20 protein-coding genes, 4 tRNA genes and 1 other RNA gene are annotated in these 23164 nt (G+C 36.2%); 18 read left to right on the top strand and 7 right to left on the bottom strand.

Annotated elements, in window-relative coordinates:
* Nucleotides 1-73 precede the first annotated feature (73 nt).
* Nucleotides 74-2971: a PAS domain S-box protein gene (locus tag ELS83_RS15530; protein ID WP_171596467.1), complete on the bottom strand. Its 2898-nt coding sequence runs from the start codon at nucleotides 2969-2971 to the stop codon at nucleotides 74-76.
* Nucleotides 2972-3257: 286 nt separating this feature from the next.
* Between ELS83_RS15530 and ELS83_RS15525 the strand changes: the two genes are divergently transcribed.
* Nucleotides 3258-3818 carry a hypothetical protein gene (locus tag ELS83_RS15525; RefSeq protein ID WP_171596466.1) on the top strand — a complete coding sequence of 187 codons (561 nt, stop codon included), beginning with the start codon at nucleotides 3258-3260 and terminating at the stop codon, nucleotides 3816-3818.
* 264 nt (nucleotides 3819-4082) lie between these two features.
* Here the strand turns inward: ELS83_RS15525 and ELS83_RS15520 are convergent, their stop codons facing one another.
* The gene (locus ELS83_RS15520) at nucleotides 4083-5816 is read right to left on the bottom strand and encodes a BamA/TamA family outer membrane protein (protein WP_171596465.1); all 1734 of its coding nucleotides are present in this window, start codon (nucleotides 5814-5816) and stop codon (nucleotides 4083-4085) included.
* Between the two features lie 512 nt (nucleotides 5817-6328).
* On the opposite strand from ELS83_RS15520, the gene gap reads away from it, so the two are divergent.
* The 7 genes from gap (at nucleotide 6329) to miaA (ending at nucleotide 13967) form a co-directional block, all read left to right on the top strand.
* The gene (gene gap / locus ELS83_RS15515) at nucleotides 6329-7336 is read left to right on the top strand and encodes a type I glyceraldehyde-3-phosphate dehydrogenase (RefSeq protein ID WP_171596464.1); all 1008 of its coding nucleotides are present in this window, start codon (nucleotides 6329-6331) and stop codon (nucleotides 7334-7336) included.
* 188 nt (nucleotides 7337-7524) lie between these two features.
* On the top strand, nucleotides 7525-10077 hold the full coding sequence (locus tag ELS83_RS15510; RefSeq protein WP_171596463.1) for a bifunctional aconitate hydratase 2/2-methylisocitrate dehydratase: 2553 nt from the start codon (nucleotides 7525-7527) through the stop codon (nucleotides 10075-10077).
* Nucleotides 10078-10184: 107 nt separating this feature from the next.
* Nucleotides 10185-10862 (top strand): hypothetical protein, encoded by a 678-nt coding sequence (locus ELS83_RS15505; RefSeq protein WP_171596462.1) that lies wholly within the window; start codon nucleotides 10185-10187, stop codon nucleotides 10860-10862.
* Between the two features lie 18 nt (nucleotides 10863-10880).
* Nucleotides 10881-11180, top strand: coding sequence for a DUF2752 domain-containing protein (locus tag ELS83_RS22705; RefSeq protein ID WP_171596461.1), 300 nt, complete (start codon nucleotides 10881-10883; stop codon nucleotides 11178-11180).
* 127 nt (nucleotides 11181-11307) lie between these two features.
* Nucleotides 11308-12372: an acyl-CoA reductase gene (locus ELS83_RS15495; RefSeq protein ID WP_171596460.1), complete on the top strand. Its 1065-nt coding sequence runs from the start codon at nucleotides 11308-11310 to the stop codon at nucleotides 12370-12372.
* 11 nt (nucleotides 12373-12383) lie between these two features.
* A complete protein-coding gene (locus ELS83_RS15490) occupies nucleotides 12384-12953 on the top strand; it encodes an IS1096 element passenger TnpR family protein (RefSeq protein WP_171596459.1) in 570 nt (189 codons plus the stop codon).
* Between the two features lie 102 nt (nucleotides 12954-13055).
* Nucleotides 13056-13967 (top strand): tRNA (adenosine(37)-N6)-dimethylallyltransferase MiaA, encoded by a 912-nt coding sequence (miaA, locus tag ELS83_RS15485; protein ID WP_171596458.1) that lies wholly within the window; start codon nucleotides 13056-13058, stop codon nucleotides 13965-13967.
* A gap of 15 nt (nucleotides 13968-13982) precedes the next feature.
* On the opposite strand, the gene ELS83_RS15480 is transcribed toward miaA, so the two are convergent.
* The 4 genes from ELS83_RS15480 to ELS83_RS15465 are packed head-to-tail and all read right to left on the bottom strand — an operon-like array spanning nucleotide 13983 to nucleotide 17293.
* Nucleotides 13983-14993: a glycosyltransferase family 2 protein gene (locus ELS83_RS15480; protein WP_216616601.1), complete on the bottom strand. Its 1011-nt coding sequence runs from the start codon at nucleotides 14991-14993 to the stop codon at nucleotides 13983-13985.
* A gap of 1 nt (nucleotide 14994) precedes the next feature.
* Nucleotides 14995-15771, bottom strand: coding sequence for a class I SAM-dependent methyltransferase (locus ELS83_RS15475; protein ID WP_216616598.1), 777 nt, complete (start codon nucleotides 15769-15771; stop codon nucleotides 14995-14997).
* Nucleotides 15772-15781: 10 nt separating this feature from the next.
* The gene (locus ELS83_RS15470) at nucleotides 15782-16729 is read right to left on the bottom strand and encodes a glycosyltransferase family 2 protein (RefSeq protein WP_171596457.1); all 948 of its coding nucleotides are present in this window, start codon (nucleotides 16727-16729) and stop codon (nucleotides 15782-15784) included.
* Between the two features lie 9 nt (nucleotides 16730-16738).
* Nucleotides 16739-17293: a DUF4199 domain-containing protein gene (locus ELS83_RS15465; RefSeq protein WP_171596456.1), complete on the bottom strand. Its 555-nt coding sequence runs from the start codon at nucleotides 17291-17293 to the stop codon at nucleotides 16739-16741.
* Nucleotides 17294-17547: 254 nt separating this feature from the next.
* On the opposite strand from ELS83_RS15465, the gene ffs reads away from it, so the two are divergent.
* The 7 genes from ffs to ELS83_RS15430 all read left to right on the top strand — a co-directional run bounded on the left by ffs (nucleotide 17548) and on the right by ELS83_RS15430 (nucleotide 19990).
* Nucleotides 17548-17644: signal recognition particle sRNA small type (gene ffs / locus ELS83_RS15460), an RNA gene on the top strand.
* Between the two features lie 29 nt (nucleotides 17645-17673).
* Nucleotides 17674-17747, top strand: a tRNA-Thr gene (locus ELS83_RS15455).
* A 171-nt stretch (nucleotides 17748-17918) separates the two neighbouring features.
* Nucleotides 17919-17992 (top strand) — tRNA-Thr (locus ELS83_RS15450).
* A gap of 139 nt (nucleotides 17993-18131) precedes the next feature.
* Nucleotides 18132-18203, top strand: a tRNA-Thr gene (locus ELS83_RS15445).
* 9 nt (nucleotides 18204-18212) lie between these two features.
* Nucleotides 18213-18286, top strand: a tRNA-Thr gene (locus ELS83_RS15440).
* Nucleotides 18287-18554: 268 nt separating this feature from the next.
* Nucleotides 18555-19211 (top strand): fructose-6-phosphate aldolase, encoded by a 657-nt coding sequence (fsa, locus tag ELS83_RS15435; RefSeq protein ID WP_171596455.1) that lies wholly within the window; start codon nucleotides 18555-18557, stop codon nucleotides 19209-19211.
* Between the two features lie 167 nt (nucleotides 19212-19378).
* On the top strand, nucleotides 19379-19990 hold the full coding sequence (locus ELS83_RS15430) for an L-threonylcarbamoyladenylate synthase (protein WP_171596454.1): 612 nt from the start codon (nucleotides 19379-19381) through the stop codon (nucleotides 19988-19990).
* A 58-nt stretch (nucleotides 19991-20048) separates the two neighbouring features.
* On the opposite strand, the gene ELS83_RS15425 is transcribed toward ELS83_RS15430, so the two are convergent.
* Entirely contained in the window at nucleotides 20049-20324 is a 276-nt protein-coding gene (locus ELS83_RS15425) for a hypothetical protein (protein WP_171596453.1), read from the bottom strand.
* A gap of 351 nt (nucleotides 20325-20675) precedes the next feature.
* Between ELS83_RS15425 and ELS83_RS15420 the strand changes: the two genes are divergently transcribed.
* Genes ELS83_RS15420 through ELS83_RS15410 form a run of 3 tightly spaced genes read left to right on the top strand, consistent with a single transcriptional unit; the run spans nucleotide 20676 to nucleotide 23164 of the window.
* Nucleotides 20676-21413: an acyl-CoA desaturase gene (locus ELS83_RS15420; RefSeq protein WP_171596452.1), complete on the top strand. Its 738-nt coding sequence runs from the start codon at nucleotides 20676-20678 to the stop codon at nucleotides 21411-21413.
* Between the two features lie 5 nt (nucleotides 21414-21418).
* Entirely contained in the window at nucleotides 21419-22438 is a 1020-nt protein-coding gene (locus ELS83_RS15415; protein ID WP_171596451.1) for an SAM-dependent methyltransferase, read from the top strand.
* Between the two features lie 12 nt (nucleotides 22439-22450).
* Nucleotides 22451-23164: a hypothetical protein gene (locus ELS83_RS15410; RefSeq protein WP_171596450.1), complete on the top strand. Its 714-nt coding sequence runs from the start codon at nucleotides 22451-22453 to the stop codon at nucleotides 23162-23164.

Genomic DNA, 23164 nt, shown 5'->3' with positions numbered 1-23164 from the left:
TCCAAAGAATATCGAAAAAAAGAAAGTCCTATGCTTACACAAAGGACCTACTCTAATACTTATTTTATAATGCTTATCTCTTTATATAGGTTTCCAATTTACTCAACAATAAGTCTTTCTTAATGGGTTTCGAGATGTAATCATCACAACCCAATTCAAGTGCCTTATCCTTATCTCCATTCATGGCATAAGCCGTTTGAGCAATAATGGTTAAGCCAGGTTTAAACTTTTTAATTTCAAGGGTGGCTTCCATACCATCAACATCCGGCATTCTCATGTCCATAAGTACCAAATCTATTTCTTTCTGATTTTTGCACATGCGAATGGCCTCTGCGCCATTTTCTGCCCTTATTACATTGTAATTACTTCTTCTTAAAATTGCTTCTATCAACCTAAAATTTGAAAGTTCATCCTCGGCCACTAAAATGGTAGGTTTTTTGTTGGTATTAGCAGGTTTTGAACTCTGTTCTTTCTCCTTTTTTTCGGTCGATAAAATGCAGTCTAAAAGCAAAGTAAATGTCGATCCTTTATTGGGTTCCGATTCTACCTCGATATGACCATCAAGCATATCCATAATTTTCTTCGAAATGGCCAAGCCCATACCTGTACCTCCAAAGGTTCTTGTAATGGATTCATCTACCTGCCTAAAACGGTCGAAAATAATATCCTTCTTATCTTTTTCAATTCCAACACCTGTATCTTTCACGTAGAGCTTTAATCTTTTACCATGAACCTGATAACCAAACTCAACCGATCCTTCATTGGTAAATTTCAATCCATTTTTAAGCAAATTCATTACCACATGAATCAATCTTTGAAAATCGGTCTTAACCAGCACCTTACTGTAGTTAGAATCAGGAACAAATCTCAATTCCAATCGTTCCTTATTCTCCAGTTTTTGTTTTTCAGCAGCCAACTTTTTCACCTCTTTAAAAAAGTTCACCATTAAAAATTCTTCATCTCGTCTCTCCATTCCTCCCGATTCTATCATGGTAAAGTTGAGTATGTCCTCGATAATTTCCAGAAGCTGATTCCCACTTTTATTAATGAGCTGCACAAATTCCAGTATTTCTTCAACTCCCATTGATTCATTACAGAGGTTAGAAAAACCGATTACTGCATTAAGCGGCGTGCGTAATTCGTGCGATACATTTGCTAAAAATGCCGATTTCATCCTATCGGATTCTTCCGCTTTATTTTTAGCCTCCAATAAATCTTTCTCAAACTTTTTGTGTTCGGTGATATCTTCCTTAGTTGCCATGTAGTGGGTAATCTTCCCAAATTCATCCTTAATGGCCGAAAAGCTTGCACGTTCCCAATACAGTTCCTTATTTTTCTTTACATTTAAGAACTCGCAATTCCACTCTTCACCCCGAACCAGGTGAGCCCACATCTGCTCATAAACCTCTTTTGGGGTAAATCCTGATTTTAGGATTCGAGGATTTTTCCCTATAACCTCATCTGCCGAATACCCAGAAATTTGGCAGAACTTAGGATTCACATATTCGATATCTCCATCGCGATTTGTAATCACAATAGATGCAGGACTTTGTTCCATTGATCGATTCAAAGTCTTCAACTCCAACTCTTTTTTTCTCCTGCTTACACCAGCCGCCAATTGCAAAGAAACCAATTCAAGTAACTTTAAGGTATCTGCATCAAGATTGGAATGACTCGTTAAAGAAGAAACCCCAAAAACACCTAAAACAACGTCTTTCACAATTAATGGAAAACCGATCCATCGTTTTGGTATATTGGCAAGTGTCAATCGATTTACTTCAGCCAATTCCTTAATTTGATTTTCATCAAGGTTCAGTTTTTTCTTTCTTCTTAGCACCGAAAAACTAATCGATTCAGAAAAACTAAGATTCTTATAATCTGCAGATTTTTGGTTGAATACTCGCAAAGATCGTTTGGTAGGCGAAATTAATTCCAAAAACATTTCTCCGGTTCCAATTACTGGCTGTAACAATTCTCCAATGCTATGAACCAAATCAATCTGACTTTGGGTTGAGTTTAGCAAGTCCGTAATCCCATAAATAATTTTCTCTTGTTTTTGGTTCCATACCTGCTCGGTAATGTTACGATAAATGGCATAAACCGCAATTTTTTCATTATCCAGAAAAATTGGCTTTCCTGTCACCTGAACATGTATCTGTTTTCCATATTTGGTTTGTCGAACCGTTGTAAATTCGAGTGTTTCCCCCAAGGACGCTTGTTGCGTATATGTTCTTCCTTCTTCTTTAAAATTTTCAGGAACAATAATATCGTTAATTAGTTTTGATAGAATCTCTTCCTTTGAATATTCAAACAGTTTCTCAAACTCTTTATTGGCTCGAATTACTTTATCCTCATTATCCAGAATAACGATAGCTTCGGGCGAATTTTCGAATAAGTTCTCAAAAAACACCTTCTGTAAACGTAATTCCTCAGCCGATTTCTGATTCTGCTTAATCTGTAAATTCAATTCATAAGCTGCAGTAATTTGATTTGCCAAAACACTTACAAATTTTGATGCTCTGTGTAAATTAAGATCTGCTCTCTTCTTGTTTACAAGCTTAACAGAATCGGGCAATTTAGAATCCTTATTTTCTTCCTCAATTACAAAGCCACCATAAATTACAAAGCCAAAAACTTTTCCTCTAAGCATGATTGGCATGGCAACTGCCTTAATAAAATCAAGGTAGGTAAACTCATAAAACTCTGCCGATTCGTCGCAATTTGCTTTGAATTCTTCAAACAATTGGTCGAAACCTTTGTTAATCTTTCCAATGATTCCGTCCAAGCCTATTGCACATGGTTTTGGAGTCACATCGTCAGTATAATCTACAATATAGCTCGGACAAGCAGTTAGGTAACTAAAATCACTTAACATCTCAACCGCTCCAAAAAGCAACTTGCGAATGTCTACTCCATTTTCATCAAATTTCTGAAAGTGGTTTTCAGATTCAGGGGATAAATTGTTTAGCATAAGTAGTAGTAAAGGTTTTCACAGATTTAGGCTTAGGTATTTGTATACTGAAAACAGAGAGATTAGGTTCGCTTTTTTTGAAAAAAAATCAAGATCTTTTTGCCATATCAACACTATGTAAAACAACAAGTTCCAATTGTTATTATCAATAAACTTATACTTGATAAAAAGATCATATTTTTAACTTAATTCATGCTGGTTTCATTCGCAGCTCTATATTGCTTTATAAATCATTTTTGCGACCGGAACTTTTTTTTAATAAATTTGATTATACCCCATAGATATTATGCAAAAATTAATAGGATTTAATATTAAGAGAAACAAAAAGTTATTGGTTTCCGATATCATAAAATTTTACGAAGTAAGAGGTTATGAGTTAACGGATGCCGATGCCAGGGGCATGGTATTTAAACGAGGTAGCATATGGGGAAACATGACATCGCTCGATCCGACAAAATGGAGAACAAAGGTTGATATCGAAATTATTAAAAAGGAAAGGCTCGATTATAATATTTATGCCAGTTATAAATTTACTACTTCGGGGTTTTATCGTTCTCAAACCGAAGAAAATTATTACACCGAAGAATTAAATGCCTTTTCAAAAGCAATTGAGAGTTTTGAAATCGATCCTGAATCAACAGAGCTTCTCGTGGAAAAAACCAATAAATCAACCTTGCATTTAATCACCAAATCACTGCTCTTTGGTATTCCTGTGGCTATTTTGCTCATTTTAATCACAAACAGCCTACTAACCAACCGATTGCCAATAAGTATTGCCAGTTTAATTACTGCAATTTCTATTCTTGCTTTTTACGTTATATTTATTGGATTGAGAAAGAAAGCCTAAGTTCACAATAGCTTCCAAGGGGTAAGCAACTAAAGCACAAGTAAAAACCAAACAGTTTTCCCTTTATTTTAGTGCAAATATATATTTTTTTAAAACGTTTGCACCATGTTTTAAAACTTATTTCAAACGTATGCGGAATTCAAACTTTATTAATAGTTTTGACCTAACGATTATAAAATCAAAGTACTGATAAGAATCGCGACTAATAATTTGAAGTTTGATGTTTACAAAGACCGTGAAACCTGTTTTCCCGGTCTTTTGTTTTTAAAATCGGCTGATAAATCCAAAATGAATTTTTGCACTTCGTAAGTTAAAACTCTGGTTCTCCTGTTTACCCAATGCATAATTTAGGCTAAATATTCCAGCTTTAGTTGCAAAGCTTAATCCAAATCCTAATCCAAGCGGGTAATCGCTAGTACTCTCTTCCAGTATTTCGCTCTCGTAGTAGCCTATATCAGTAAACAAATAAAAACTTGTGTTTCTTTCGGGGATAAAGCGCAATTCATTCGTTAAAACTCCATACTTCGAAACCCGAAATGAATCTTCATCAAAACCACGTAAGCTCTTTAATCCTCCAAGTTTAAACAAATCATTCTCGAACAAATTGGGCGAATTTAGAATTCCAATGGCATTTTTAATTCTGTAACTTATTTTATTGCTGATTGGCAAATTGAACTGTGCATTAGATTCAAAACTGAATAAGCTGCCATTTAAGTCGAGCCCCTCATACAAAGACTCCGGAATCTTACTGTTCTTTTTTACTTTATGAGATCCTGCCCCCACAGAACAGTATAGCGCCCAACCTCTCTTCGGATTAAAAGGATAATCCAATGTTGAATAGTTAAATCCAATACCAGCAATATTTGTTTTAACATCTGCATAATTGGGCAAAACACTAATGCCAGCCAAATGCGAAGTAGAAATTAATGATGATGATTGATATTTATAATACAACTTCACATGACGACTGCCTTTCTGCAAGATTCTTAATCCAAGTTGTAAATTAGTTGTAAGGTAAGTTGTATCCTGCTTAAACAGCTGAAAATTAAAATCGAATCCTGTGTTTCCTAATAGATATGGATGCATAAATCCAATGGATAAATCCTGACTTTCAGAATCAAATTTCTTCCATTTTAAACTGATTTCTTCTCCAAACCGGAAAGAATTAAGAAGTTGCAAATTGATTTCACCAGTTAGCGAAACCTTTCCATCATCATCCTGATCAGACTGTACACCCAGTATTCCATCGAAACGATTGGCCGATTCTTTATCCAAATAGGTATATAGCACTGCTTTATTTTTAACAAACTCAATTTCGGCGGGTTTGCGTTCATTACAAAACAGTAAAGCATTAACTTTTTCTGAAACCTTTCTAAACTTACTTTCCTGATATGGTGAATTGGCTTTTATACTCAAATATTTCATCAGAAACCTTTTATTCACCTTCAGATTTCCTTTCATCTTCACACTATCCCATTCGATAAATTGGCCTTTTGCAACCTTCCAATTGCCTGAAATACCAGATTTTTCTATTTGTATACTATCACTAATTATTTGTGCAAAAGGAAAGCCTTCATCATTGTATTTTCTAATTGCGCTTTTCTGAAAATCCAATATTGCATCAAAATCAAGATTCTTTGAGTTTCCAGCACTTAATGAGAATGAAACAGAATCATTCTGGTTGATTCCCTGGTGCGAGACTTTTTTAAATCCGTATTTTTCTCCCAGGTGGACAAAGGCAATTAAGCTATCATTTTGCATGATTAGCGAATCTACATTAGCCTCCAAATATCCTGATTTTCTTAGTTTTTCAATCTTAAAATCCAGTTTCCCTAAGGCATTCGATCTCCCTGAATACCTGGCTTGTAATCTATGCAACAATTTGGATTTGGAATGCATTTGATCATCCACAATCACTCTTAAATAAGCAGTAGATTGAGATAAAACCGGAAGCATTTTCAACACAATACAAATAACAAGAAGGAAAATTTTCTTCATACATAAAATTAATTCAAGCAAACCTTTCTCCTAAAGTTGGAGTATAAGAGTTTTTAATTGAACGAAAATACAAGCATAACATTGTAATTAACTACAATTAGAACTTTTTTTTATATCTTTTGCAAAATTTTAAACTTAATCTCGATCATAAATTTATTACCGATGAAAAAAACACTTTATGCTATCGCCGTTATATTTCTTTTTGGATTATTAGCCAGTTCTTGTGCTGTTGACAAAAAATGTCCCGCATACACAAAGGCAGATACGAGCACTGCGGTAAAAAAAGCTTAATCCAAAGAAAAAATCTCAATAAAATGAGATTTTTTTTTGTTTATGAAGTACAATTGCAATCGTTTTAATCCAATCCATCTCACTGATTAAGTGCTTATTAAACAACAAACACCCAATAAAAATATCTTGTTTTTTTTTCATTTTTTCTATACAAAATATTTTTAAAATACATACTTTTGCCATTGAGAAACAAAGGGTTTATAAATTAAAATTTATACACAATGTCAAAGATTAAAATTGGTATCAATGGATTTGGCCGTATCGGACGTTTCGTTTTCCGTCAGGCTGTTGCAAAAGGTAACATCGAAGTAGTAGGAATTAACGACCTTATCGATGTAGATTACATGGCTTACATGTTGAAATATGATTCTACTCACGGAAAATTCGACGGTGAAGTTGAAGTTAAAGATGGTCAGTTAGTTGTAAACGGAAAAGTAGTTCGCGTTACTGCAGAAAGAAATCCTGCTGATATTAACTGGGGTGCTGTAGAAGCTGAGTATGTAGTTGAATCTACAGGTCTTTTCTTAACAAAAGAAACTGCTCAAGGTCACATCGATGCTGGTGCTAAGAAAGTAGTAATGTCTGCTCCATCAAAAGATGATACTCCAATGTTCGTTATGGGTGTTAACAACAAAGAATACACTAACGACATGACTTTCGTTTCTAATGCTTCTTGTACTACTAACTGTTTAGCTCCTGTTGCAAAAGTATTGAACGACAAATTCGGAATTATCGAAGGTTTAATGACTACTGTACACGCAACTACTGCTACACAGAAAACTGTTGACGGTCCTTCTATGAAAGACTGGAGAGGTGGACGTGGTGCTGGTCAGAACATCATTCCTTCATCAACTGGTGCTGCTAAAGCTGTAGGTAAAGTAATTCCTGCTCTTAACGGTAAATTAACTGGTATGTCTTTCCGTGTTCCAACTCCAGACGTATCTGTAGTTGATTTAACTGTACGTTTAGAAAAAGAAACTAACTATGAAGCAATCTGTGCTGCTATGAAAGAAGCTTCAGAAGGCGAATTGGCTGGTGTATTAGGATATACTGAAGATGCAGTTGTATCTAACGACTTCGTTGGTGATCCAAGAACTTCTATTTTCGATGCAGGTGCTGGTATCCAGTTATCTCCAACTTTCGTTAAAGTTGTATCATGGTACGATAACGAAATGGGTTACTCTACTAAAGTATGCGAATTGATCGAATACATGGAATCTGTAAAATAATCCATACAAAATACATGCTTAAAGCTCCCTTTTCAGGGAGCTTTTTTTATGCCATAAAACATGAAAGAAAACCCTTTTTTAAGTGTATCACGTAATCAGAAAAACCATATGTTTGTTCTTCAAATAGAGAAATAATTCTCTATTAATTAAACTGAAATTACACTTAAACAACAATTTCAAAAAAGAACATGTTAGAACAATACCTAAAACATGAAGAGGCAAGGAACGCCAAAGGTATTCCAGCCTTACCCTTGAATGCCGATCAGACAAAAGATTTATGCGAATTATTGCAAAATCCAATTCAAGGTAAAGAAGACTTTTTACTTCACCTTTTTACTGAAAGAATTGCACCTGGTGTTGATGACTCAACTAAAGTGAAGGCTAATTTCTTAAGTCAAATTCTAAGAAACGAGGTTTCTAGTCCATTAATTGACAAGAAAAAAGCCATTGAAATTCTTGGAACCATGATGGGTGGTTACAATGTTCAGGTATTGGTTGAAGCTCTAGAAAATGAAGAGTTGGCCGAAGACGCTGCAGAAGCACTTAAAGGTATTATCCTTGTTTACGATGCTTTTGAAACTGTAGCTGAGCTTTCTAAAACGAATGCTGCAGCTAAAAGCGTGATCGAATCTTGGGCAAATGCTGAATGGTTTACATCTCGTGAAGAATTGCCAGAAGAAATCAAATTAAAAGTGTACAAAGTTGAAGGCGAAATCAATACTGATGATTTCTCTCCAGCATCACAAGCATTTACTCGTCCTGATATTCCATTGCATGCCTTGGCCATGGGTGCCGGACGTTTCGAAGATGGTATCGAAACCATCGCAGGATGGAGAAAAGAAGGCCACAAAGTTGCTTTCGTGGGAGATGTAGTTGGTACAGGTTCTTCTCGTAAGTCGGCTGCCAATTCATTACTATGGCACATTGGTGAAGACATTCCATGTGTACCAAATAAACGTACTGCCGGCGTAGTAATTGGTGGTGCAATTGCTCCAATTTTTTACAATACAACACAGGATTCAGGTGGATTACCAATCACAACTGATGTTTCTGTATTAAATACTGGTGATGAAATCATCATTAACAACGTAAAAGGTGAAATTACCCGCAATGGCGAAGTAGTATCTACTTATACTTTAGCTCCTGATACTTTAACCGATGAGTACAGAGCTGGTGGTCGTATTCCATTGATTATTGGAAAAGCCTTGACTGAAAAGTCACGTAACCTACTTGGAATGCCTGCTGCTGATATTTTCAAAGTTGCAAATAACCCTCAGGCAAAGCCAAACCAAGGGTACACAATGGCTCAGAAAATTGTTGGAAAAGCTTGTGGTGTTGAAGGTGTATTGCCAGGAACATCATGCGCTCCAAAAATGACAACTGTAGGATCTCAGGATACTACCGGACCAATGACTCGCGATGAGATTAAGGAATTGGCTTGTTTGAAGTTTGAAGCTCCAATGTTCATGCAATCATTCTGTCATACTGCTGCTTATCCAAAAGCAACTGATGTGGCAATGCACAAAAGCATGCCTAAATTCATGGCAGAACGTAAAGGTGTACCATTGAAACAAGGCGATGGTGTAATTCACTCATGGTTGAACCGTTTATTGGTGCCTGATACAGTTGGTACTGGTGGTGATTCTCACACTCGTTTCCCATTGGGTATTTCATTCCCTGCTGGTTCAGGTTTGGTAGCTTTTGCAGGTGCCTTAGGTTTCATGCCATTGGATATGCCAGAATCGGTATTAATTAAATTCAAAGGCAAATTAAACCCAGGTATCACTTTGCGTGATGTGGTAAATGCAATTCCATATTTTGCGATTCAAAACGGACAATTAACTGTTCCAAAGAAAAATAAAATCAATATTTTCAATGGTAAAATCATCGAGATGGAAGGTCTTGAAGACATTACCGTAGAACAGGCATTCGAGTTGACTGATGCTACTGCTGAACGTTCAGCTGCTGCAGGTTGTATCAAGCTATCAAAAGAGCGTGTTATCGAATATGTGAAGTCTAATGTTGCCCTAATGGAATCAATGATCAAGATGGGTTACGAGGATGCTCAAACCATTCAGAACCGTATCGATGCTTGTAACGAGTGGCTTGCAAATCCTGAGCTAATTGAAAGAGATGAGAATGCTGAATATGCTGCAACCATCGAAATCGATCTTTCTGAAATTACCGAGCCAATTTTGTGTTGTCCAAACGATCCGGATGATGTAAAATTACTTTCTGAAGTTCAGGGAACTGATATCCAGGATGTATTCATCGGTTCATGTATGACAAACATTGGTCATTTCCGTGCTTGCGAAAAAGTTTGGCAAGGACTTACACCTTCTGATAAAGTAAGAACTTATATGGCTCCTCCAACTCGTATGGATGCAGCTGTATTGAAAGAAGAAGCAACATTTGCCACCTTCTCTCAATTAGGTGTACGTGTCGAAACTCCTGGCTGTTCATTATGTATGGGTAACCAACTTCGTGTACCTGATAATGTAAATGTTTATTCAACTTCTACACGTAACTTCAACAACAGAATGGGAACAGGTGCACAAGTTTACCTGGGATCTGCTGAACTTGGAGCTGTTGTATCAGTAATGGGTAAATTACCTACCCCAGCTGAATATATGGAAGTGTACAAAGAAAAAATTCAAGCTCACGAATCGGAAGTGTACAAATACATGCAGTTCGATGAAATGGATATGGAGGATGCTCTATACCAAAGAAGAGACCAATAATTAAATCTCGAAAATAGTTTCTAAAGCCGATGCTTAAAGCATCGGCTTTTTTTATTTAACATTTTTTATTAAATTCGCTAACTACTTACTAACCAAACCACAAAAAAATGAGAAAATTACAAATGATGTTGTTCATCCTTTGTTTGTCTTTAGGGGTTAAAGCACAAACTTCAGCGAACGACGTAAGATTACTACAGGAAAGTATTAGAGATGTTTATGACTCAAACATCTTTAATGGTTCAAATCCAAATTATGAAGTATATTTGGATGATTGGGACAGAGGAGTAATTTACTCCAAGTTGTTTACCCATTCAACTATTGCTCCGATTAGGTATTTTGTTTACAACAATGAGTTTCATTTGGTAAATAACACCAAGGATACAGTTGTTTTAAACAAGTTTGCTCAAATTGATTCCATTGTTGTTGCTGATAAGAAGTTCATTTTTACCAGTTACAATATGGGAACCAGAACACAAACTGATTATTTCCAGGAGTTGGCATGTGGTAAAATTAAATTATTGAAGCACTACACCTGTGTTTTTGTAAAGGGCAATCAAAGAATTGCTACCGGATATCACACCAATACACCAAATTCCTATAAAATAGCCACTCAACTTTTCTACCAGGAAGAAGGGCAACCAGCTGTTTTATTACCGAAGAAAAAGAATGAAATAATCGCTCTTTTTGATGATCCTGAATTGGCAGCTTACGCCAAGGAAAACAAAATTAAATTTAAAAAGGAAAAACATCTTCAAAAGTTGTTTAAGCATGTCAATGCCCATTAAGCTTAAAATTTAAATTGAATGTGGCATGAACTCATTCAATGGCTAGAAAAAATACAACACCCATGTACATTTAAAAAGTACATGGGTTTTCCTTGTCCTGGCTGTGGATTTCAATCAGCCTTTATTGAATTGTTAAAAGGAAATCTTTGGGAATCCATCCAGTTATATCCTGCATTACTTCCCATTATTGGAACCATAATTTCCTTTTTTATCCAACTAAAAGTGAATAGCAAAACAGGTTCCGTCATTGTTAAAACTTTATTCTTTCTTAGTATATTTCTAATTCTTGGCAATTACTTTAAGCACTTCATTGCCTAAATACAATTCTTCTCAGGATTAAGCTCTTCAAAAAAATAGTTAATCCCACACAATTCTTATATTTGCATCGATTCAAAACCGACCCTTTAAAAGGTCATTATAGCATATAATCATATTGATTTTTACCATGAATATTCAGGAAAGAATTAAAGCTTTTGTTGAGCTAGGATCATTTTTAGAACAATTTACCGATGGAAAGCAAGAACCTGCTTCGCATCGTTTAAATGATCAATATCATCAGGAATTTACCGAACTATTAGCAAGGGTTTCCAGCGAAAATCTTTGGTTTACCCCTGAACATGTTCAGGCTTCGATAAAAGGAATTTGCTTTTTTTTACGGGAATCAAACATCAATAAATGGTTGAAGAGCTATAAGCTTTCTGACAAAAGCACCAATACTAAAGTTGCAGTAATAATGGCTGGTAACATCCCAATGGTTGGTTTTCATGATATGCTTTCGGTACTAATGGCAGGTCACACCTTTATTGGTAAACTATCGACAAAGGATAACAAGCTATTGGATTTTATTGCAAAACTTTTAATCAGCCTACAGCCTGAGTTTGAAAAACTGATTCGCTTTGAGGTCGGACAATTGAATGCCAGCAATGGATTTGATGCCATTATAGCAACCGGCAGCAATAATTCAGCCAGGTATTTTGATGCCTACTTCTCTAAATATCCTAACATTATCAGGAGAAATAGAAACTCTGTAGCGTTGATATCCGGAAACGAATCGGAAAAAGAGATAAAGGCACTAGGAAACGATATCTTTCTTTATTTTGGCCTGGGATGCAGAAATGTATCGAAACTTTACATTCCAGAAAATTACGACATCACACAACTATTTAAACACTGGGAAGTTTATCAGTCGGTTATCGATCATAGCAAATATGCCAACAACTACGATTACCAACGTTCACTCCTGTTAATGAACAAGATACATCATTTCGACAATGGATTTTTGCTTCTTCAGGAAAATTCGGCTATCGCCTCGCCAGTTGGTGTTGTTTACTATGAATATTATTCCGAACTTCAAGATATCAAACAAAAACTAAAGACTGATTCTGAGTTAATTCAATGTGTTGTTGCTTCGGATTTTGAATCGGCCATCCCTTTTGGAAAAGCACAAGAACCACAGTTGTGGGATTATGCAGATAATGTAGATACAATGCAATTTTTAACAAGATTATAAGAGAACAAAAAATGATATACAGATTTAAAATTACATCGCCTGAGGTTGAAGATTTTGAGAGAGAGATTGAGATAGGACATGAACAAACATGGCTGGATTTGCACAATGCAATTCAGGAATCTGTTGGTTATGATAATTCTCAAATGGCTTCTTTTTATCAAATTGATGCAAGTGGACAAAGAGGATTAGAAATTGCATTATTTGAAATGAATACTGAAGATGATGACAACATGAACGTTGTAGCAATGGATGTTGCCATGATTCGTGAATTCTCCTCTAAAGAAAATGCGGATTTAATCTATGTATTCGACTTCTTCTCTGATCGATTCTTTAATATTAGTTTAGTAGATAAAGGGATTTCGAAATCGACAGCAAACTATCCAGTTTGTTTAATTAGTAATGGTGATGCTCCTACTCAGATCATGATGGATGCAGAAAACTTTGAAGGAATGGATTTTTCGCAGTTTGAGACCAAATCCGACGCTCCTAAAACTGCCGATGATTACCTTTCTGAATTTGATGATGAAATAAACGATGGTCCGGAGTTTGAAAACCTGGATGATTACGAAGACATACTTTAATAAACGAACGCTTTAAATTGATAATGAGTAATATCTAACAAAAAAGACATTACTCATTCTTTTTTCGCTCGCACTCATTCTTTGTTCAAACAATTACTTAAAATGTCGAAAACGCTCATTGTAATTCTTGGCCCTACCGGTGTTGGTAAAACCGACTTAAGCATCAATATTGCCAAACATTTTAATACAGAGATTTCTTCTTCGGATAGCCGACAGGTTTATCGTGAAATGCGTATTGGAACCGCCGTACCTGAACCAGAACAGTTAAGCGCAGTGAAGCACCATTTTATTCATACCCATTCGATTCATGATTACTTTAGCTCTTGGGAATGCGAAAAACAGACCATTGAGCTTCTTGATAATTTGTACAAAGAGAAGAATGAAGTGCTGCTTGTGGGAGGAAGCATGATGTATATCGATGTGGTTTGCAATGGCATAGACGAAATTCCTACCATTGATCCTGAACTTCGAAAAGAGGTATTTGAAACCTACGAAAAAGAAGGATTAGATTACATGCGCATGCAGTTAAAGCAACTCGATCCTGTCTTTTACAATCAAGTTGATTTGAAAAATGCGAAACGTGTAATTCATGCGGTTGAAATTTGCCTGATGGCAGGAAAACCATATTCAGAATTAAGAACCAATTCGAGGAAAGAGAGAAGTTTTAATATCGTTAAAATCGGCTTAAACCGTGATCGCGCAGAATTGTATGAACGAATCAATAAGCGTGTCGATATCATGATTGAAGAAGGATTGATTGAAGAGGCCAAATCGGTTTTTGAGTTCCGACATTACAACTCCTTAAACACGGTTGGATACAAAGAACTATTTGAGCATTTCGAAGGCAATATCAGCCTGGAGAAAGCGATAGAGCTGATCAAACGTAACTCTCGCAGGTATGCAAAAAGACAACTTTCCTGGTTTCGAAGAGACAATGAAATACAGTGGTTTCATCCCGATCAGGAAAGGGAAATACTAGAATATATCGAAGAAAAAATTAGGAAAGAGGCATAGATTGGCCTCTTTTTTTTATTCATAAAATCCTTTATCGAAAACACCAAATTCATCTTTCCCCAGAACTTTGTGTTTCCAAACAGCATCCATAAAACCAATCCCATAAGCAAACAATTGCACAAAACTTGCCGCCAAAGCTTTACAACCGATTATTAATGATTTTGTTTTTGTGAGCGCATCAGCGAATACAAGAAAGGCATACAAAAGTACTGGGAAGGCAAACATGCGATGCGCAATCAAACCCAGAAGCAATGCTCCTATGGTTCCCAGCACAAAAATTGATGGAAATAAAAAGAATATTTTAAATGTTTCGGGGTAGTGTTTTGAAATAATATACCTGGTTTTCCCAAAACCAAACACCTGTTTGTAAAACTTCTTAAAAGAAATTCTTCTTTTATGAAATACATAGGCCTCGCTTACCAAACGTGTTTCAAACCCACGCTTTATTACCTCAATGGCAAAAACCATATCTTCGCCCGGATGCATGGTAGTAACAGGAAATCCACCTGTGTTATCGTATACAGCCTTCGAAAAACCCAAATTAAAACTTCTTGGATGAAACTTGTGTACCTGCTTCTTTCCTCCTCGAATTCCTCCGGTGGTAAAGAAAGAAGTCATGGCATACGAAACAGCCTTCTGAAAATCCGAAAAATCCTCCATTGCACCATCAGGACCTCCATAACAATCCACAAAATTTTCGCTTAATTCTTTATGAATGTTCTCCATATAATGTGGCGGAAGAATACAATCTGAGTCGAAAAAAAGGTAATAATTCCCTTTTGCCTTGGCCAATCCATAATTTCGCCCAATACTTGGCCCCTCGTTGTGCTTGTAATAATAGGAGATATCGATTCTATCGGCATAAGAATTACAAAGCTCTTCCGATTTTACGAACGAACCATCTTCCACTACAACCAATTCAAACTCTCTATAAGTCTGACTTGCCAAACTATCAAGCAATTCTTTCATTTCATCCGGACGATTATAAACCGGAACAATAATTGAAAATTGAATATCAGAATTCATTCTATATTTTTTGATTGAAGTAGAAAATTTCATTCATTGGCAAACGATATCTCGCGGCTTGTTCCTCAGAGAACTCTTTTGAATATTGACTTGCTTTTACCACAAAACCTGCCGCTTGCAATCGATCAGAATAGTCTAGTCCATATAGCCTTACGTGATCCTTTTGTCGATACAGTCTTTCTCTCTCCTTAGGATCGGTAACAGATGGATCTTCCTCGGTTTTCGGATTTTCGGTATCCATTGGCACCTGTAAAATTGCAAAACCCTCCGGTTTTAAAATTCGATACAGCTCGCTCATGGCCTTTGCATCGCTATCGACATGTTCCAGCACATGATTACAAATTACCACATCAAAAGTATTCTCTTCGAAAGGAATTTCCTGAACATCGAAATGTACATCGGCAATGGGAGATTCTAAATCGCCACTTGTGTAGTCTAGATTCGACAGCGACCTGAACTTTTTGAAAAAGCATTGTTCAGGTGCAATATGCAACACCTTTAAATTTTTGCTAAAAAAATCAGTTTCGTTTTGAAGATAAAGCCACATTAACCTATGCCTTTCCAGCGATAAGCATTTCGGACACAAACAGTTATCTCGACCCGTTGCTTTTGTATATCCGTAAGGTAGAAATTTTCTGAATTTTCCTCCACACACAGGACATTCCACCTTGTTGCCAACTAAAAAAACAGCAATAATCCTGTTAATTAGCAAACTCAGTCGTATTAAAAACGGACGAGGAAATATTTGTAGCAATAAACGTATGATACTTTTAATCATTTCGGAAGAATCAAATTTCTTTTTCGATTTGGTAAGTATTTCTTTCAGAAGAGCTTCGACTAACCAATTCTGCAACAAAACCAGTTAAAAAGAGCTGAGTACCAATAATCATGGTTGCCAATGCAATATAAAAGTAAGGACTATCGGTAACCAGTGGCGCTTTAACTCCCTGACTCAGGCTATAGATTTTCTGGAAACCGATCCAGGCGGAAGCAAAAAATCCGATGAAAAACATTAATGTGCCCAATAAACCAAAAAAGTGCATTGGTTTTTTCCCAAACTTACTGATAAAAGTAATGGATAACAGATCGAGGAAACCATTAATGAATCGACTCAAGCCAAATTTGGTAACACCATATTTTCTTTCCTGGTGCTGAACAATTTTTTCCGTAATCTTTACAAAGCCAGCTTGTTTTGCAAGTATTGGGATATACCTGTGCATTTCACCATACACCTCAATACTTTTAACAACTTTGCCCTTGTAAGCTTTTAAACCACAATTAAAATCGTGCAGTTTGATTCCCGACATGGCACGGGCTGTTCTATTGAAAAACTTACTTGGAATTGTTTTTGATATTGGATCATAACGCTTTCTCTTCCAGCCAGAAACCAAATCAAACCCATCTTCTTTTATCATTCTGTACAATTCAGGAATTTCATCAGGAGAATCCTGTAAGTCGGCATCCATAGTAATTACTACATCTCCTTGTGCTACCTCGAATCCACTGAAAAGAGCGGCAGATTTTCCGTAATTTCTTCTGAATTTGATACCGCGTACAGCTGCATATTTCTGTTGCAATTTTTCAATTACCTCCCACGAGGTATCATTACTTCCATCATCAACCATTATAATCTCATGACTGAAGTTATTTTGTGACATTATCTTATCAATCCATGTCACCAATTCCGGAATCGATTCTTCCTCATTAAACAATGGAACTACAACTGAAATATCCATACTTTGTATTTATTGATTTTTTGAACCGTTAAATTTATCAATAGGACTGTTATTAAACAAATTTCTCTTTTGTCTAAAAAAGAAGGCTACAATTAAAGAGAAGAAAACACCTGCCATCATTTTACTAAACCACTGGCCAAATGCAAAAGCTTCAGGTGTAATTTTTCTGTAGAATTTCATTAGAACGTCTATCAAATCTTTTTCGTACCCAAGCTGAACCATTCCTTTTTCGACTAAGTCTAGTGTCTCCTTTAAAATGCTGGCATCGAAATAGCGGGTTAGAACATAGATATAAAGCGCATAAAAGGATGATGCAACAGCAATCATTAAAACACCCGCAACAAAGGCCCTACCATAAGAAATCACACCAAAAAGTACTTCATCGCGATATTTTCTTACTCCAAAATAAATTCCCAGCATAATAAGAGCCCTGTTAATGAATAACAGAGTAGGATTGAAAATAGAAACATCTTTCCAATAAAAGGTTAATGACGCCAATATTAATACGGCTCCCACCAACGATCCAAATAAAAAGGAGTGTTTAAATAGAGATCTATAGTACATTTTAAATTCAATTGTGATTAATCGAACACAAAGATATCCGTTTTTACGGTAAAGTATCACTTAAAAAAGCTTAATTATTACAATCCGAAACCATTGTTTTTACTAAGCGGATAGAAAAATGAAAAGATTTTGATTTTTTTTTGAAAAATTATTTCTCTGAAAATAAAACGCTTGCTGCCTTCATGTGAAATTTTGTGGGAAGAAGTTCCACTTTTTATTTGCGGGGAAACAACTTTTTTCTACTTTTGTCGTCGGGTAAGCACTATGCGACCAGCTCCTACTGAATCCCCCCAGGGTCGGAAGGCAGCAAGGGTAGGTGGTCGAAGCGGTGCGACATAGTTGTTTACCCACTTTTTTATGCCTTTTAAGGAATAAAAAATGCCGATGTAGCTCAGCTGGCTAGAGCAGCTGATTTGTAATCAGCAGGTCGTGGGTTCGAGTCCCTCCACCGGCTCATCAGAATGAATCGTTGTTGCGATTTTGAACCAAAACAAATCAAAGCTGATTTGTAATCAGTCCCGAGGCTTCGGGATGGGTTCGAGTCCCTCCACCGGCTCATCAAAAACTAAAAAGAAAGTTTAACGACTTTCTTTCGTTCTTTAAAATATTTTTGCAAGTAGCAATTGCCGATGTAGCTCAGCTGGCTAGAGCAGCTGATTTGTAATCAGCAGGTCGTGGGTTCGAGTCCCTCCACCGGCTCATCAAATGGAATCGTTGTTGCGATTTGAACTAAAACAAATCAAAGCTGATTTGTAATCAGTCCCGAGGCTTCGGGATGGGTTCGAGTCCCTCCACCGGCTCTCATGCTTAGAAATATCTAAGTTTAAATTGTTACTTTGCCGTTGTAGCTCAGGGGTAGAGCGCTTCCTTGGTAAGGAAGAGGTCACGAGTTCAAATCTCGTCAATGGCTCTAAAATTCGCCGATGTAGCTCAGCTGGCTAGAGCAGCTGATTTGTAATCAGCAGGTCGTGGGTTCGAGTCCCTCCATCGGCTCTTTTCTTTGAATCGTGACAAACGATTCTTCAAAACAAATCAAAGCTGATTTGTAATCAGTCCCGAAGGCTCGGGATGGGTTCGAGTCCCTCCATCGGCTCTTTTCTTTTATTCTCCCATCAACTTTATTTACGAACAATTCCAGCACGAAAATAATTTCATGTCTTGTATTTTTATAATCATTGGTTTAAAAACAAGATCGCTTTGTTCTTCATCAGAATTTAATGTATTTTCGTTTTCGACTTAAAAACAAACAAAAAATCGTAAAATGAAGTTTTTTATTGACACAGCTAATCTGGATCAGATTAAAGAAGCACAAGATTTAGGAGTTCTTGACGGTGTAACAACTAACCCATCTCTTATGGCTAAGGAGGGAATCAAAGGTGAAGAAAACATCAAACAACACTATGTTGATATTTGCGATATCGTTGATGGCGACGTTAGTGCAGAAGTTATTGCCACAGATTTTGAAGGAATGATTTCGGAAGGTGAAGAATTGGCTGCATTACATCCACAAATTGTTGTTAAAGTTCCTTGCACCAAAAATGGGATCAAGGCTGTTAAATATTTAAGCACAAAGGGAATCAGAACCAACTGTACCTTAATTTTTTCGGTAGGTCAGGCATTATTAGCCGCAAAAGCCGGAGCTACATACGTTTCTCCTTTTGTTGGAAGACTTGATGACATTTCAACTGATGGAATCGAATTGATTCGTCAGATTGTGGACATGAACAGCTATTATGGATTTGAAACCCAGGTTCTGGCTGCTTCAATTCGTCACACAATGCATATGATACAATGTGTTGAAGCGGGTGCCGATGTTGCCACTTGTCCATTAAATGCAATTACTGGTTTGTTAAAACACCCATTAACCGATAATGGATTGGAGCAATTCTTAGCAGACTATAATAAGCTAAATGGCTAATTTCAATACACTAAATAATTTAAAAGGAATGCACTTCGCATTCCTTTTTTCTTTTATACAAATCAGAATAATATGTTTTGGACTGAAAATAAATAAGCTGAATCTGTGCTCTCAATAAGCAGAAACTTATATCTTTAGTTCCCGAAATAACCCATAACCACTACGTAATGCTCTTAAAATTGTATCCCGATAATCCCAATCACAGGGAATTTCGGCAAATAGTTGATGTACTAAAGGATGGTGGAATCATTATTTATCCCACCGACACGGTTTACGCAATTGGATGCGATATAACCAACAACAAGGCCATACAGCGTATTGCCAAGTTAAAAGGAACAACAGCAGAAAAAGGAAACTTCTCGCTGATTTGCAATAGTTTAAGCAATTTATCCGAATACGCAAAAGTGGACAATTCCATTTTTAAAGTAATGAAAAAGAACCTACCTGGTGCTTTTACCTTTATTTTGGCGGCAAGCAACAATGTTCCTAAATTATTTAAGAGCAAGAAAAAAACGGTTGGGATTCGAGTTCCTGACCATTATATTCCTTTAAGAATTGTAGAAGAATTGGGAAATCCAATTATGACCACTTCCATTAACGACCCGGATGAAGTGATAGAGTATACCACAGACCCTGAGCTGATTCATGAAAAATACAGTGGTAAAGTTGATCTGATTATTGATGGCGGGTATGGAAACAATACAGCCTCAACAATTATAGATTGTACCGATGGTGATTTTGAGGTAATTCGCCCCGGAATAGGAGAATTGATTTATTAATCCAAATAAAAAATGCCGACAGAAAAGTCGGCATTTTTGTTACAAATCTATGAAAAATTTATGCTACGTATCCGGCGGATTTTAGCAAACTTACCCTCAATACAATATGACCTTCCGGTCTGTTACCAATAAATTCAGGTGCAAAACCAGCCTTTTCAAATTCCGCCTTTATAAAGCGTATCATATCAGGATTTGCATTGGTAAAATGATGTGTTGCAACCATATTCCCCTTATTAAATGTGGTTTCAAATTTCTTTAGAATTTTTCCAGATTCCTTCCTAAACTTCTCCATCTCTTTCTCGATAAGATGGTTGTATTCCGAAATGTTTTTCATGAGTTAAATTAAAGATTGTTTAAAATGTATAGACAATTTATTTTATTAAGTATAACTGAACAGTGTACGGCATTAATTGTAAAATGTTATATTTTCATGATAAATAATTTATTTTTATTGATTAATGATAAAATTAGTCAATTCAAAAGCTTTTGATAATGCGCTGTTTCCAATCGTTTCTTTAGACTTATGATATTTTATTAAATAGCATAGATTATATTGAAAATCCAGGTCTGCTTTTCCAAAACACCATTTTCTTACCCAAATTCCGAACCTTTTCCCGATAAATATGTTTCCTGTATAGTTTGGATCGATTCCAAATAAACTACAAACGAAATCAAATTTATCGCCATGATTATTCTAGTGTTCATATTACTTCACTGGTACGCCAGCCTATTTTTTCAAACGGTATTTTTGCATCGCTATGCAGCTCACTCTATGTTTAAAATGAATCGTTTCTGGGAAAAAGCATTTTTCATTGCAACCTGGATAGCTCAAGGTACTTCCTACCTCAATCCGTTTGCTTATGCTTACATGCATCGCATTCACCACATGCATGCCGAAAACGAAAAAGATCCTCACTCACCTGAGCATTCTGGTAATATTTTTTCGTTCATGCTTAAAACCTATGATTATTATGCGAAGATCAAGAACAGAGATCTTGCTATTGAGAAAGAATTGAGCATGCGGATTCCCCGTTGGGAGAAATTCGAAAAAATTTCAGAATCATGGCTATCAAGATTAATGTGGGCTGGAGTTTACATAGCAATTTACATTTTATATGCTCCCAATATTTACTTTTTCTTCTTGCTTCCTGTTCACTTTTTTATGAGTCCAATACATGGTGCAATTATCAACTGGTTCTCGCACAAAATTGGTTATAAAAATTTTAAGCAAGACAATCATTCGACAAACCTCTTCCCTATTGAGATTTTTTTGGGTGGAGAAGCTCTTCACAATAATCATCATGCACAACCCTGGAAAGCAAATTTTGCTCGTCGATGGTTCGAGTTTGATCCATCATATGTAATCATGAGAATGATGCATGCGCTGAAAATAATAACCATTCATAAAAATGCCTTAAAATAAAAATCATGTGGTATACAAATATTATAGAGAAAGGAATCATTCCCGATAGCTTAATCAGGGTTAAAATTAGAAGCTTACTAAAGCAAAGATTAAGAGAAGAGAGGGAAAATTACAATTTGCCTGAATTAATTAAAGAACTGAAGAACAGCCCTATTGCGATTGAAACTAAGGCTGCTAATGATCAGCATTATGAATTGCCGGCCAGCTTTTTTGAAAGCGTATTGGGAAAATATCTTAAATACTCTTGCGGATATTGGGATGAGTCGATAGAAAACTTAAATCAAGCGGAAAAAAGAATGCTTGAACTTAGTGTTGAAAGAGCAGAATTAAGGGATGGACAAGACATTTTAGAACTTGGTTGCGGTTGGGGATCCTTGAGTATATTTATGGCAAATAAATTCCCCAATTCAAGAATTACCGTAGTCTCTAACTCCAATTCGCAAAGAGAGTTTATCAATAGTCATGCTCTAAAATCTGGCATTACAAACTTGAAAGTGATTACTGCAGACATGAACGATTTTACAAGCGATCAACTCTTCGACAGAGTGGTTTCGGTTGAAATGTTTGAGCACATGCGTAATTATCAGGAGTTGCTTTATCGCATCGATAACTTTTTAAAGCCAGCCGGAAAACTCTTTGTACATATCTTCTCTCATACAAAACTTACTTACAAGTTTGAGGTGAAAGATTCCAGCGACTGGATGTCGAAATATTTTTTTACCGGTGGAATTATGCCTGGTGAACAACTCTTCGATCATTTTCAGGATCATTTAAGCATTGAACAACGCTGGCACATGAATGGTGTTCATTACCAAAAAACCGCTGAAGCATGGCTGAAAAGAATGGATTCCAACAAAAATGAGATTCTTTCCATTTTTGAAAGCACCTATGGTCACAGCGAAGCAAAAAAATGGTGGGTGTATTGGCGCATCTTTTTTATGGCTTGTGCCGAATTATGGGGGTTTAAGCAAGGTAAAGAATGGAGCATCAGTCACTATTTATTTAGCAAACGAAATCCAAATTAAAAGAATAACACCATGAAAAATATACTTATTGTATTCGCTGCATTCCTTTTTTATGGTTTTAGCTCGGGTAGTAATGACAACACCTACGAAGGAATTGCCATTGACAACAAATCATTGGAATTTATCTACAAAGAGATTCACAAAGAACTCTTTGAAGAAGGAAAGCACATTAGAACCATTACATCCTTTGTGTGTGATGAGAATAACGAATTTGCAAAAAGAGAACTCGACTTTCGAAATTCATTTCAAAAACCTACTTACCGATTAACTGATAATCGAAGTGGTTTATTAGAAGAGGTAACTTATAGAGGCAATAACCAATTTGATATCAGGTACAAAAAAAACAAAAAAAGTAAGCTGAAAGAGAAAAGCCTATTTGTGCCCGAGCCTGCCATTGTTGATGGTGGATTCAACTATTTCATTAAAGAGAATTGGGATCAAATCCTATCAGAACAAAAGCTGGATTTTAATTTCCTGTCGGTAGCTTTTCAGGACTATTTCAGTTTTAGGATATACAGGGTAAAAGAGAAAGAGCAAAACGATAAGATGGTTGTTCTAAAAATGGAAAGTCAGAGCGCATTGCTTCGGGTTTTAATGAATCCGATTTACATTTCTTACGACTCCGACACCCGCCGCATATTAAAATATGAAGGCATTTCGAATATCAGAAATCCGAAAGGCAGTAGTTACAAAGCATTGTTACAATACCCAGAACTTGGGCCATAA

It is taken from the genome of Marinifilum caeruleilacunae, assembly GCF_013141825.1.
GTDB lineage: Bacteria > Bacteroidota > Bacteroidia > Bacteroidales > Marinifilaceae > Marinifilum > Marinifilum caeruleilacunae.
The sequence above is the reverse complement of the archived record's forward strand: the minus strand, read 5'-3'. Positions and strand labels throughout refer to the sequence as shown.

Coding starts and splice junctions, on each gene's coding strand:
- ELS83_RS15430 (WP_171596454.1), top strand. CDS start 19,379: ATGCTCTTAAAATTGTATCCCGATAATCCCAATCACAGGGAATTTCGG.
- ELS83_RS15505 (WP_171596462.1), top strand. CDS start 10,185: ATGAGAAAATTACAAATGATGTTGTTCATCCTTTGTTTGTCTTTAGGG.
- fsa (WP_171596455.1), top strand. CDS start 18,555: ATGAAGTTTTTTATTGACACAGCTAATCTGGATCAGATTAAAGAAGCA.
- ELS83_RS22705 (WP_171596461.1), top strand. CDS start 10,881: ATGTGGCATGAACTCATTCAATGGCTAGAAAAAATACAACACCCATGT.
- ELS83_RS15525 (WP_171596466.1), top strand. CDS start 3,258: ATGCAAAAATTAATAGGATTTAATATTAAGAGAAACAAAAAGTTATTG.
- ELS83_RS15490 (WP_171596459.1), top strand. CDS start 12,384: ATGATATACAGATTTAAAATTACATCGCCTGAGGTTGAAGATTTTGAG.
- miaA (WP_171596458.1), top strand. CDS start 13,056: ATGTCGAAAACGCTCATTGTAATTCTTGGCCCTACCGGTGTTGGTAAA.
- ELS83_RS15475 (WP_216616598.1), bottom strand. CDS start 15,771: ATGATTAAAAGTATCATACGTTTATTGCTACAAATATTTCCTCGTCCG.
- ELS83_RS15520 (WP_171596465.1), bottom strand. CDS start 5,816: ATGAAGAAAATTTTCCTTCTTGTTATTTGTATTGTGTTGAAAATGCTT.
- ELS83_RS15415 (WP_171596451.1), top strand. CDS start 21,419: ATGTGGTATACAAATATTATAGAGAAAGGAATCATTCCCGATAGCTTA.
- ELS83_RS15420 (WP_171596452.1), top strand. CDS start 20,676: ATGATTATTCTAGTGTTCATATTACTTCACTGGTACGCCAGCCTATTT.
- ELS83_RS15530 (WP_171596467.1), bottom strand. CDS start 2,971: ATGCTAAACAATTTATCCCCTGAATCTGAAAACCACTTTCAGAAATTT.
- gap (WP_171596464.1), top strand. CDS start 6,329: ATGTCAAAGATTAAAATTGGTATCAATGGATTTGGCCGTATCGGACGT.
- ELS83_RS15495 (WP_171596460.1), top strand. CDS start 11,308: ATGAATATTCAGGAAAGAATTAAAGCTTTTGTTGAGCTAGGATCATTT.
- ELS83_RS15470 (WP_171596457.1), bottom strand. CDS start 16,729: ATGGATATTTCAGTTGTAGTTCCATTGTTTAATGAGGAAGAATCGATT.
- ELS83_RS15480 (WP_216616601.1), bottom strand. CDS start 14,993: ATGAATTCTGATATTCAATTTTCAATTATTGTTCCGGTTTATAATCGT.
- ELS83_RS15410 (WP_171596450.1), top strand. CDS start 22,451: ATGAAAAATATACTTATTGTATTCGCTGCATTCCTTTTTTATGGTTTT.
- ELS83_RS15510 (WP_171596463.1), top strand. CDS start 7,525: ATGTTAGAACAATACCTAAAACATGAAGAGGCAAGGAACGCCAAAGGT.
- ELS83_RS15465 (WP_171596456.1), bottom strand. CDS start 17,293: ATGTACTATAGATCTCTATTTAAACACTCCTTTTTATTTGGATCGTTG.
- ELS83_RS15425 (WP_171596453.1), bottom strand. CDS start 20,324: ATGAAAAACATTTCGGAATACAACCATCTTATCGAGAAAGAGATGGAG.